The 12,404-nt window shown below is 34.6% G+C and carries 11 protein-coding genes; 5 read left to right on the forward strand and 6 right to left on the reverse strand.

What is annotated here, in order from left to right; translation table 11 throughout:
- The first annotated feature begins 92 nt into the window (after positions 1–92).
- The 3 genes from TY19_RS08525 (at position 93) to TY19_RS26885 (ending at position 2,683) form a co-directional block, all read left to right on the forward strand.
- On the forward strand, positions 93–1,328 hold the full coding sequence (locus tag TY19_RS08525; protein WP_042281773.1) for a hypothetical protein: 1,236 nt from the start codon (positions 93–95) through the stop codon (positions 1,326–1,328).
- A gap of 62 nt (positions 1,329–1,390) precedes the next feature.
- A complete protein-coding gene (locus tag TY19_RS08530; RefSeq protein ID WP_011176125.1) occupies positions 1,391–2,371 on the forward strand; it encodes a tRNA dihydrouridine synthase in 981 nt (326 codons plus the stop codon).
- Positions 2,372–2,593: 222 nt separating this feature from the next.
- Positions 2,594–2,683 (forward strand): DUF3309 family protein, encoded by a 90-nt coding sequence (locus tag TY19_RS26885; protein WP_148300658.1) that lies wholly within the window; start codon positions 2,594–2,596, stop codon positions 2,681–2,683.
- A gap of 86 nt (positions 2,684–2,769) precedes the next feature.
- Here the strand turns inward: TY19_RS26885 and TY19_RS08535 are convergent, their stop codons facing one another.
- From TY19_RS08535 to TY19_RS08545, 3 genes are all read right to left on the reverse strand, one after another.
- Positions 2,770–3,543: an SDR family oxidoreductase gene (locus TY19_RS08535; RefSeq protein ID WP_039358457.1), complete on the reverse strand. Its 774-nt coding sequence runs from the start codon at positions 3,541–3,543 to the stop codon at positions 2,770–2,772.
- A 40-nt stretch (positions 3,544–3,583) separates the two neighbouring features.
- Entirely contained in the window at positions 3,584–4,789 is a 1,206-nt protein-coding gene (locus TY19_RS08540; RefSeq protein ID WP_042281776.1) for a hypothetical protein, read from the reverse strand.
- Positions 4,790–4,881: 92 nt separating this feature from the next.
- On the reverse strand, positions 4,882–5,679 hold the full coding sequence (locus tag TY19_RS08545) for an inositol monophosphatase family protein (RefSeq protein ID WP_042281778.1): 798 nt from the start codon (positions 5,677–5,679) through the stop codon (positions 4,882–4,884).
- 524 nt (positions 5,680–6,203) lie between these two features.
- On the opposite strand from TY19_RS08545, the gene TY19_RS17820 reads away from it, so the two are divergent.
- Both TY19_RS17820 and TY19_RS08555 read left to right on the forward strand, forming a co-directional pair.
- On the forward strand, positions 6,204–6,602 hold the full coding sequence (locus TY19_RS17820) for a DNA primase (RefSeq protein WP_162831836.1): 399 nt from the start codon (positions 6,204–6,206) through the stop codon (positions 6,600–6,602).
- Between the two features lie 119 nt (positions 6,603–6,721).
- Positions 6,722–7,270 carry a methyltransferase gene (locus TY19_RS08555; RefSeq protein WP_158383162.1) on the forward strand — a complete coding sequence of 183 codons (549 nt, stop codon included), beginning with the start codon at positions 6,722–6,724 and terminating at the stop codon, positions 7,268–7,270.
- Positions 7,271–7,290: 20 nt separating this feature from the next.
- Here the strand turns inward: TY19_RS08555 and TY19_RS08560 are convergent, their stop codons facing one another.
- From TY19_RS08560 to TY19_RS08570, 3 genes are all read right to left on the reverse strand, one after another.
- A complete protein-coding gene (locus tag TY19_RS08560) occupies positions 7,291–8,892 on the reverse strand; it encodes a peptide chain release factor 3 (protein ID WP_042281780.1) in 1,602 nt (533 codons plus the stop codon).
- 77 nt (positions 8,893–8,969) lie between these two features.
- Positions 8,970–10,769, reverse strand: coding sequence for an ABC-F family ATP-binding cassette domain-containing protein (locus TY19_RS08565; RefSeq protein WP_042281826.1), 1,800 nt, complete (start codon positions 10,767–10,769; stop codon positions 8,970–8,972).
- 146 nt (positions 10,770–10,915) lie between these two features.
- Positions 10,916–12,382: an RNB domain-containing ribonuclease gene (locus TY19_RS08570; RefSeq protein WP_042281783.1), complete on the reverse strand. Its 1,467-nt coding sequence runs from the start codon at positions 12,380–12,382 to the stop codon at positions 10,916–10,918.
- Between the last annotated feature and the right edge of the window lie 22 nt (positions 12,383–12,404).

Raw genomic sequence — 12,404 nt, forward strand, 5'->3', positions numbered from 1 at the left:
TCTAGAACGGAACAACATTGTTTTTTTATGGATGTGATTTTTTTAAAATTAAATTGCTCCAGATGTTTAAAAAAAGATAACCCAGGGCTAATATGTTATTGTTAACTCTATTTGCATTTCTGATTGGGATGGTTACTGTCCTTTCTATTCCTATGTCTTCTATTTTATCGAGGTTAGACCTTCCAGAGAGAAATAAAAAAGAGAAATTGATGGTAGTGACTCTGTCATGGATGGGAACTTTTCTAGTCGGCTTTTGGCTATTGACGATCCTAGTAGCAAGCTTTGAGATTTCCTTTGTCACACTTCGCTACACAGCAGTTTTATGGATTGCTTTTTGTGGATTGGTATTAGTTTTTCCGACTTTTACTTCTTTATTTGCTAAGTTTTTAGAAATTTCTCTTCAAAGCTTTCCTCAAATTTTTTCAGTAAGCTCGAAATATAATGGATTATGGGGAGGGTTATTAGGTTTTTTATGGAGTCCTATTGCTTGGTTTTTTTTAGCTCCTTTAGTTACTTTTGTAACATCAACTGATACAATTTTTATGTTGTTAATTCTTGCGTTGGTTTACACCTTAGGAGTTTCTTTTTCTCTATGCCTTTTTTTATATGACTTACATGTCAATCAATTAACTATGATTCAGTTAGGAGAAAAACTGAGGTTGGGAATGGGTTTGGGATTGATCATTTTAGCGGTTATCTTAGCCTTTAATTGGAATACATTTTTCGGGCGCACAGTGTTACATGATTTACCTGATATGCAAATTGAGAATCAACAATCGGCTAATCAGCAACTTAGATCCTTTGATATTGATCATCTAAATTTTCCTAATCTTTCTAGTAACCCTTTTTCCAATAAACTGGTTAAAACTTCTGTTGAAATCACCCCTGATATTTATTTAGGGTATGAACAAGAGAATTCTTTCATGCAAATGCCCCAACTTCTTCCAAATATCATTTACTTTTATAAGGATATTTTTGATGCAGTAAGTTTAAATCAGGTGGCTTTGCGAGGAAAATGGGAAGCCCATGAACGGGATATTCTTTCACAATCGCAGTCTTCTCAGTTAAAAGTTAATTTTCAAGCAGAACAAGTTTATGTTTTGCTAGGAGGAAAAAGTTTGTCCCCTATCCAATTAATAATTGACGGGAAACCTTTAAAATCAGAATACTATACGAAAGATATGAATGAAAATGGTGAAATTTTTGTTAATCAGGAGCGTCTTTATCAACTTTTAGATTTAAAAAGTAGATTAGGAAGACACGAATTAATACTCACAATTCCTCAAGGAATTAAGGTATATGCATTCACATTTGGAGCTAAACATTGATATTATCCTGAATATTGCGTTTTTTTTATTTTTTAATTCAACACTCGTTTTATGATGTAATGATGACTTTTCTTCCTAAAAATTCTTTTGGTTGTCCTTATTTGATCCTTGCCCCTATGGAAGGAGTCGGAGATCGCAGTTTTAGAAAAGCTATGGCATCAGTGGGGGGATTTGACGAAGCTTGCACAGAATTTATGCGAGTGCCCAGTAATGCTCATGTTCCTAGTTTAGCCAATCGTTATGAAGCGAATGAAACTTTTCCCATTCCCCAAGCTGCGCAATTGATGGGTTCGGATCCAGAGCTTATGGCAGAAATGGCAAGAGCTGTAGAAAGGCGAGGAGCTCAGCGTATTGATTTAAATTGTGGTTGTCCCTCTAATACAGTAACCGGAAGAGGGGCTGGATCTAGTCTACTCAAAGAACCTGATCATTTATATAAAGTTGCTAAATCAATGGTAGAGGCTGTAAATGTACCTGTAACAGCAAAGCTTCGTTCAGGTTTTACAGACACCTCTTTATTTCATGATAATCTCCTTGCAGCGCAAGCCAGCGGCATCAAATATTTGACACTGCATCCTAGAACAAAAGTTGATGGATATGGACCTCCTGCGAAATGGGAATTAATAGCACAAGCTAAGCAACTCTTAAAAATTCCTGTTGTGGGAAACGGCGATATTTTAACTGTCCAAGATGCATTGAACATGCTTAAGCAGACAAAATGTGATGGTTTAATGATTGGAAGGGGGAGTGTGATTAATCCTTTTATTTTTCATGAAATTAAAAGTCATTTTTCCGCTCAACCCTTTGAAAAAAAATGGGATGTATTTAGCCGCTATATCGACGTTTTTACTGAAGATTTAAAAGAAATGTCTGTCAAAGGACAGCTTAATAAGTTAAAACAATTAATGAGTTTTTTATTTAAATTTAATAGTAAATTAAGAGAAAAAAAACAAAAAATTCTTACTCACCAGACGGTAAATGCCCAAAGTTTTTTATCTTTTGCTTTGGAAAACTACCAAGAAGATTGGATGGAAGCCAATTAAAATTTTGTAAGCTTAGACGTCTAATTATCGTTGTAATTGAATGTGGCATATTTAATACATTTAATTGTAGTAGTTCAATAATAAGTGACGTATATTCGGATAAAAATTTTTTATTTAAATTTCGTTAATTGTTCACAAGGGAGTTGGTATATTGAGTACTACCCCATTGATTTTATTAAGTTTAATCCTTCCAGATATTTTGCTTATCTGGCCTTATAGTGCTTGGTTGGGGAAAGAGGATACGGCCTAAGCGGCACGATGGGAGCTGTTTTCTTAGTCCTAATTGCTTTAATTTTAATGGGAGAAATTTAATAAATTGAACCTTCTTATATCTGATTCACTTTCAATAAGTAATATCAGATCAAAGGTTTACTTCATAAAAAAAACTTTTCCTTGTTTTATGCTCGATGAATGATCGAAGAAGAGGCTTGACTTTTTGGATAGATCACCATATCAGCAATGTTAACATGGGCAGGACGCGATGCAATGAACAAAATTGCTTCGGCAATATCTGTCGCATTTAAAGCTTCTAATCCTTCATAAACTTTATCAGCTTTTTGCTTATCTCCTGCAAAACGAACCAGACTAAATTCTGTCTTTGCTATTCCTGGGGAAATAAGGGATACGCGAATAGAAGTCGAAATAAGTTCTGTCCTGAGAGTATCTGTCAAAGCTCTTAAAGCAAACTTTGTAGCACAATAAACCCCACCTCCAGAATAAATTCCGTGACCAGAGGTACTTCCTACATTAATAATATGTCCTTGATCAGCTTTTAACATGGATGGGACAATGAGTCTTGTTGCATTAAGAACACCTTTGATATTTGTATCAATCATCGTGTTCCAATCTTGAGGTTTAACTTCCCACAGTTTATCCAATCCCTTAACCATTCCTGCATTATTAATCAAAATGTTTGGTCGTTCAAAATTCTTGTCAAGATTGGATATTTGTTCTTCTAAAAGCTCAAAATTTCCAATATCAGCAGTGATACAGTAACTTTTTGTTTGAAATTTTTCTTTCAACTCATTTTGCAACTCTACCAATCGATCTTTTCGCCTTGCGAGCAAAATCAAACGAGCCCCTTCTTTAGCAAATAATCGGGCCGTTTCGGCTCCAAAGCCAGAGCTTGCCCCAGTAATCATAACTGTAGAATTGATGAATAATTGTCCCATTAAATCTCTTTCTTGCAATTTTCTTAGGTAAGGAGGAAGCTTAACACCCTCCATTTTTAACTAAACGATCCCAGTAAGCCCTCATTTCAGGACTTAAGTATTTTCTAATGCGGTCATAGTCAGGTCCTTTGGATGGATATTCTGTATCAATGAAAGCAAATTGTCCTTTATGCGTATAGGCGATATTATCTGGCCGATAACTTGAACCTTTGGCGTGGGTAATAATGACATAAAGTTCATGCAAATGCTCTTTTGTGATACCCGATTGCCAAACCTGTAAATTCACATCATGGGGAACTAAATCCATATCATTAACAAGCAGTAAAGCATAATGACGGGTGTGTGAAGCATTTTTTGGTGGCGCTGGATTCTCTGGAAGAGGATAAATCCATTTTGAAGCAACTGTAAAGTGTTTTATTTTTCGTTTAGCTATAATTCTAGCAATTTTTTCGGCTCCTTCACAACGTTTAGTCAGCCAGTACCAGCTTGGATGGTTTTGTTTTTGGTCCAATTCATTGTCCATGTAAGCTTTAACTAAATAACCATTTATACTAGGGTGTCTTGCGACATAAACGTAAGAACGAGGACCTTTTCTTAGCGTTTTAAATCCATTAGCATGAAAAGTTTTTTTATCTACAGTCACACGTTTTTTTAAAAAAATTGTATCAAGTGCATTTTTCATAGGGTGATTATCAGCAATAAGATAAGGAGCAATTGCTCTTCTTACTTTCTGTGGGATAGCTTTATTTTTCTCAAAATCTTGATTGATAACAGTTTGTTTTGTTCTAATTAAAGCAGTTACATTGTTTAGATCAAGCTTTTCTTCCTGATCAATGGCTGTTTCCCATAAAAAACAAAGTAAGTTAAAAGATTGCTTAAAGTTTAAAGCTGCTTCTTTCAGTTGATACAATTGAAGATTGCTTTTACCTTCCTCGTAAAAAGAATAAGCTTGATAAAGCTGCGTAATAAATGCATTGGATACCTGATTGTTGAGAGAAGCTTGCGCTTGAAAAGCTAATTCCCACAATTTAAGAGCTTCTTGTTCGTCAAAGATGACGCTTTCTTCTAAATTTGTTTCATCTAAACGAGATTGGATTTTTGTGTGAAAAGTTAAAGAGCCCAATGCTTGGATGTAATTATCTTGATTTTGGTCAATAGCGACACAAGGAGTTATTATTACTGCAAATAAAAGCAAAAATATTAAGCCGTAAAAACGGTAAAAAGTGTTTTTTAAATGATTAAACATATAAACCATGGGGTGAAATTTCGGAAAAATGAAAATGAAATTAACTATATTACTTTAACATAAAATTTTTTTGTCCATCAACATGAAAACTATTAATGTTTAATGCATTTAAGAAGTTTAGGATGAAGTTGGCTATTAGTGGCTAAAATAGTTGAAGTTGTAAAAAGATTTTCTTTTTCAGGATAAAAAGTCAGTTTGCCTTGAGATTCTTCAATCATCAGCTTCCCGGCTGCCCAGTCCCAAGGATAGAGATGGTTCATCCAAAAAGCATCTAATTTACCGGCTGCTAAATAAGCCAAAGCTAAAGAAGAGGATCCTAAATTTCTTAGAGAAGCGCCCAATAGGGTAAATTCTCTAAGTTGTTCAATAGAAAAAATAGGGTGATCTTTTACATCGTAAGGAAAATTGATACTAATTAAAGCATCTTTAATAAATTTTGTAGAACTAACTTGTAATTTTTTTCCATTTAAGTAAGCTCCTTGATTTTTTTCGGAAATAAAAAGCTCATTTGTAAAAGGTTGATAAATTACACCGCAAACGATTTCCTGTTTAATCATGGCAGCAATGCTAATTGTAAAAATAGGAATATGATGAATAAAGTTAGTTGTTCCATCTAAAGGATCGATAATCCAAAGCACTTCTTCTGGTTCAATCTGATAAGAAAGACCACTTTCTTCGGCTAAAAACTGATGACTTGGAAACTGATTTTTTATAGACGAAATAATACAATTTTCTGATTGGTTATCATATTCAGTCACATAATTTTGTCTTCCTGGCTTTGTTGAAACTTTTATTGACTGTTTAAAGCCATTTTTTAAGATTTTCGCAGCTTCTAAAGCTGCTTCTTTAGCTGTTAGGGCAAGAGAGGATAAACCCAAAGGTAAATTCATGAATTTCTCAGTTTTTGTTTAATAACTCTTTTTACTCATAATCTCCCCATGGGAAGGGCAACCGTCATGTTTGAGAAATATTTAGTTTTATTCAATTCAAAAGACGCCTTTCTTTAAGCCATCACTGCTTAAATTTTTTCATGTTATGTATCGTTTTATGTTATAGCAAGTCCATCCAATTTATTTTTTCATATAAAAACTTTTCTTTAAAGGTAAAAACCTCGAAATTTGCATCTCGACCAGCTTTAGGATGATAACAAATAGTATAAATAAGCTAAGTTTATCAATTGTTGTTGAGAGAATAAATTTTTTTATCTATGTTTGATGAAGTAGAAAAAGAGTGATCCTCAAGATGCCCTAAAATAAGACGTAAGCTAAAAATGATTGGTATTGAATTAATATCTTGGTCCATTGATAAAAAATTTTCTTATCAATGAGTTATCAAGATCGTTTGCTCATTCAATTCCAATAAACATTAACTAAACATTAACGTGAGGTTTAGGATGTTTTCAAGAAATGAAATCATGGCTAAATGTCGTCAAGCTTCTATGCCATACCCTAAAATCTCCTTCTACCAAATAGGTTTTATTGAAATGATTGCAAAACATGTAATATTTGATGACGTTGAAGAACATTTCTGTCTTGATATGTATTTATCAATCTTCAATTCTGACGAAGATGACAATGAAGAAATTTACGACGGAGATGACGATGATGACGAAGACGATGATGACGAAGACTATGACGACGATGATGATGACGATGATGATGACGAGGACTATGATGATGACGAAGACTATGATGACGATGATGATGACGAGGACTATGATGATGACGAAGACTATGACGACGATGATGACGATGAGGATTTCGAAACTGAAGGTGAGGAAGAAAATATTTTTAGATTTTCTTTAGCTGCTTAACAATTATTATTGAGAATTAGCAGAGATGTCTTTTGCTAATTCTCAAGTTTATAACCTAAATTTTGCTGCTAATGGCTTGAAATGATTCAGGCTACTTTAGCCTTAAAATGAGAGTTTTTTTGATAATCATTTGTTTTTTGTTTAGCTTGTTCTTTATTCTCATTCATATTTTTTGGTATTCCTATTTTTACGGAATTACTCCTACACCAACTTCTCTTAAAGTTCAAAAAAGTATGGTTGCTTTACTGCCTAAACAATTGAATGGAAAGGTGGTTGAGTTGGGATCGGGTTGGGGTAATTTGACTGTAGCTTTAGCACAGAGCTACCCGGAAAAAGAAATTATCGCTTATGAAATATCCCCTATTCCTTATTATGCTTCCAAATTTTTTTTCTATTTAATAGGACTAAAAAAAATAAAAACATATAGGAAAGATTTTTTTAAATGTAATTTTAAGGATTCTGGGATAATCATTTGTTATCTTTATTCTAATGCCATGCAAAAGTTAAAGATTAAATTTGAGCAAGAGCTAAGAGCGGGAACATATGTTTTGTCACATACATTTGCCATCCCAGGTTGGAAACCCATTCAGATTTACTACGCTAAAGACATTTATAAAACACCGGTTTTTTTGTATTGCGTCCAAGAAACTTTAAAATATGGTATTTAATAAATCGTGTCGTGTTTGCACTAAGAAAGAATATCTACTAGTTGGTGATCAGGATTTTGTTTGATGGCATATTGTTTTTCCCACTGTTCTCCAAATAAAATAATCGGTCGATCAAAACGATCTTGAACAATGACCGCTGTTGTAGGCTTTTTGAAAGTCTCTTTATCTCCTATCAGCCAAGCACTGCATTGATAAGGAAGAGAATTAATAATTGTTTCAACACTATACTCATCTTTGAGACGATATTGCATGACTTCGAATTGAAGTTGGCCTACTGCAGCAAAAATTAAATCCCCACTTAAATCATAAGGACGGAGCAATTGAATCGCACCTTCGTCAGTTAATTGCAAAACACCTTTATCGAAAGACTTTCTTTTACCGACGTCTTTTGGTTGTACACGAGCAAAAATTTCAGGCTGAAATTGAGGCAAAGGTTTAAAGTTAAATCCTCCTGTGAGTGAGATGGTATCGCCAATGGCAAAAACTCCAGGATTGATCACTCCAATTACATCACCTGCATAAGCAATATCTAATGTTGTTCTTTCTCCTGCAACCATTCCATGGGGCCTTGAAAGACGAACTTCTTTGCCGAGTCTATGATGTTTAACGACAAGATCCCGATCGAAGCGGCCCGAACAAATGCGTAAAAAAGCCATGCTATCTCGATGCCTTTTATCCATATTAGCCTGAAGTTTAAAAACGTAAGCACTAAATGGAGTTTGGACGGGGTCAATTTCAATTTCTTCTCCTTTATCATTATTTGCCATTCGGGTGTGTGGAGCTGGAGCTAAATTCACAAAGGCATCAAAAAAAGGTTCTATTCCAAAATTGGTTAGAGCTGAGGCAAAGAAGATGGGGGTGACATTTCCTGCTAAAAATTCTTTTTGAGAAAAAGGATTCCCAGCCATTTCAAGAAGTTCTAGTTCCTGGATTAGCTTTTCAAAATACTCTTTGCCAAGACGTTCTTTCGTTTCTTCATTATAAAGGGGAATACGCGTTATTGCAGCTTTTTGAGCCCCACCAGCTGCTATTTTTGTGAAAAATAAACATTCTTTGGTGGCACAATTGAGTACCCCACAAAACTCTTTACCAGTTCCAATAGGCCAATTAAAGGCAGAAGAGTGAATTTGCAAAACGTTTTCAACTTCATTCATTAAATCTAAAGGATCTTGGCCTGGCATATCCATTTTATTAATAAATGTTAAAACTGGTATTTTACGTAATCGGCAAACTTCAAATAATTTACGCGTTTGTCTTTCAACCCCTTTTGCAGCATCAATAACCATGATCGCGCAATCAGCAGCTGTCAAAGTCCTGTAAGTATCTTCGGAAAAGTCTTCATGTCCAGGGGTGTCTAATACGTTAATAATCGTGTTATTATACGTAAATTGCATGGCTGAAGCTGTAATAGAAATCCCTCGTTCTTGTTCCATTGTCATCCAATCGGAAGCTGCAGCTTTGCGTCCTTTACGCCCTCGAACCATTCCTGCTGTATGAATCATTCCAGAATATAGAAGAAGTTTTTCAGTTAAAGTTGTTTTGCCTGCATCCGGGTGGCTGATAATGGCGAAAGTTCGCCTTTTTTCGCAAGCTTCGGCTAATTGTTCTTGTTCTAAGGCCATATAATGCGCTTCCTAAAATCTAATGTGAATTAATCGCACAAGTATATCACTGTATAGCATTTTTTACATGTAGTGATTTATGCTTTGGATTCTAATTCTTCCCAACGAGAATAAAGGGCTTCTAAAGATTTGTGTTTTTGGTTGAGTGTTTCGCATGCCTGTTGATGTTTATCAGGCTGATTAATTAGAACAGAGTCTTGTACTACAGCTTCTAATTGTCCAATTTCTTTTTCTAAGTCCAAAATTTTACCTTCCATCTGTTCCCATTCACGTTTTTCTGAATAGCTCATTTTCTTTGAACGGTTCTCAGATTTAGGAAGCTCTTTTTTTTCTTTTTCTTTGTTTTGCGAGGTTGTTTGTTCAAGTTGAAGTTGATGGGTTTCCCACTGGCGATAATCCGCAAATAAAATGGTATCGCTGTTAGTTCCTAACCCTAAAATAAGATTAGAAATCTGATCTAGTAAATATCGATCGTGGGAAATTAATACAATAGCTCCAGGAAAATCAGTTAAACTTTCTTCTAAAATTTCGAGGGTAGGGATGTCCAAGTCATTTGTAGGTTCGTCTAAAAGTAGAATATCTGCAGGTTTAAGCATAAGGCGTGCTAAGTGGACGCGTGCTTTTTCGCCACCTGATAATTGGCCAAAAGGAAGATCTAATCGATCGGGGCTAAATAAAAACCTTCGGCACCAAGAATTGACATGGATAGGTTGTCCGCGATAGTATACAGTATCTCCCTCTGGGGCAAGTGCTCTTCTTAAAGGTATATCTGAGGGGAGTTGTGTGCGATGTTGGTCAAAATAAACAATTTTAATTCCATCAGCAAATTTAATGGTTCCTTTATCTGGTGTTTCTTCATTCATAAGCAGTTTTAATAAAGTGGTTTTTCCACTTCCATTAAGTCCGACAATACCTAGTCGAGTTCCAGGAGATAATGTAAGATTAATTCCGGAAAAAAGAAGACGGCCACCAAGTGACTTTGTTAAATTAGTGGCAACTAAGAGTTTTTGCGTATCTCTTTTCGTTGCAGAAAAGTCAATTTGTGTTTGGCTATCTTTATTACGTGTTTTGAGTTCATCTAACTCATTAATTAATCGTTCTGCTTCTTGTATACGTGATTGAGATTTAGTGGTACGCGCTTTAGGATTTTGTTTTAACCATTCCACTTCCCGTCTTACTTTTGAAGCAAGAGATCGTTCTTGTTGCATTTGTCCACTTAAAAACTCATCTCTTTTTTCTAAAAAGATACTATAAGTTCCTTCTGCGACAAATAAACCTTTAGGGTAGCTTCTATTTAACTCCATCATGCGATTTGTGATATGCTCTAAAAAATAGCGGTCATGGCTAATCACAATATAAGCAAATGAGGAATTTTTAAGAAATTTCTCTAGCCAAATAACTCCTTCAAGATCTAAGTGATTAGTCGGCTCATCAAGGAGAAGAATATCAGGAGATTTCACCAATTCAACTGCTAAAGCAAGTCTTTTTTTCCAACCACCAGATAGATTAGTTGCCAAAATATTAAAATTTGTAAATCCCAATTTACTTAATGTGATAATAGCTTGGGTTTGCTTTTCTTCAACACTTAAACGATGATCATTTATTAAAGAATGACTGACAATATCTTGGATGGAAATGGGCTCAAAGATTGTTTCTTGAGGAATATAACCGATTCGTAAAGAACGATTACGCGCCACTTCACCTTCATCTGGAGATTCAAGCCCTGCTAAAATTTTTAATAAGGTTGATTTACCTGAGCCATTGGGTCCAATTAAACCTATTTTATCACCTCGAAATATGCCTAATGACATATCTTTAAATAAAAGACGAGAACTAAAAGATTTGGTGAGTTCTTGGCAACTTAAAAGCAAAGTCATATAAAAAAATAAATTCAAAATTTGATGATAATTGACATAGGAATATAAGAAAAAAGCATGGTACACTTATTTTAATTCAGAGCGGACTTTATTCACAAGTGAACTAAAAAATTTAAATTTTACAAAGTCAAGCGAATGACTAAAACTTATACTTTTGTAAAATCAATATGCCCATTTTCAATATCTAAATGGATAAGCTTAACTAAAATTAAATCGCCTACATCCTTATTTTCAAATCCACCAACTAATTTCCCGTCAACTGAGGGATTAAAAATGTGTACCCAAGTTCCTTTAGTTCCAGCTCCTGTGATGATCGCATCAAAAACTTCACCAAATTTAGAAAATAAAAGCATCATGGCTGCTGATTTTCTCATTTTACGCTCTACTTTATCAGCTTCGACTTCTTGAATTGTGCAATGTTTAGCCAATTTTTCAAGTTCATTTAAAGTGTAAGGCATTTCTTTATTTTCTAAAGCAGCTTTGATGATTCTTTGTGTAATTAAATCGAGATATCGACGATTAGGAGCTGTAGAATGTGTATAATCAGCATGAGCTAATCCAAAATGACCAATCGGCATATCATCATAATATTCAACGATATATTCTCCATTTCCAAGAAGCTTAATAATTGTCAGCGATAAATCAGGGAAATGGACAGGGTCTAATAATTTTTGTTTAATTAAGAATAAATCTAAAGCTTTGGAGTCTGGTTGATCTGGCAATGTTTCACCAAGGTCGCGTGCAATTTCTACAATACGATCCCACTTTTTTGGTACCCTGACTATTTTGCGAAATGAAGGGAGTTGTTTAGATTTTAAATAAAGAGCTGTGATTGTGTTGGCTACAATCATAAAATTTTCAATTAAATCCCGGGCTCGATTTTTTTTAGAAATTTTAATATCAATAGCATATTCCTTTTCAACGATAGTTTTTGGTTTAATCGTCTCTAAGGCTAATGCTCCTTTTTGATGTCGAAACTCTTTTAAAAGTTGAGTAATAGTATCTTGAAGATACAATTGGGCTTCCATTCCTGTTACATTGGCAACTTTTTCTGGGATAGGCCCATTTCCTTCTAACCATGTCGATACACTATTATAAGCGAGCTTAGCATGATTGTGTACAAGAGCTGAATAAATGTTGAAGTTTCCTAAAGCTCCATTATCATTAACTTCAACTTCAACCACTATCGCTAAGCGATCTACACCTTCATTTAAAGAAGTTAAACCTGCCGATAGTTTCTCAGGAAGCATTGGAAAAACTTTTGTAGGAGTATAAATCGAGACAGTATTATATTGGGCATGTCTATCAATGACAGAATTTTGAGGAACAAGGTGATCGACTTCAGCAATAGCAATATAGATTTTATACGTTTCATCATCCAATTTTTCCGCATATGTTAACTGATCTAGATACTTTGAATCATCGTTATCAATTGAACACCAAAGAAAATCTGTCATTCTTTTTGTAGCGGGGGAAATGGCACCATGGTCGAAAGTTTTTTCTGTCGCTTTTTGGACATCCAGTAAAAATTCCGTCAGAAGATTTTTTTCGCGCATTGTTTTTTTGGCGATTTCTGTTAAGTCAAAAGTCGGTTTGAGCTCTTGAATTGCCATAAAAATCCTATTGAATGGATAT

Source organism: Candidatus Protochlamydia sp. R18 (assembly GCF_000648255.1).
Taxonomy (GTDB): Bacteria; Chlamydiota; Chlamydiia; order Chlamydiales; family Parachlamydiaceae; genus Protochlamydia; species Protochlamydia amoebophila.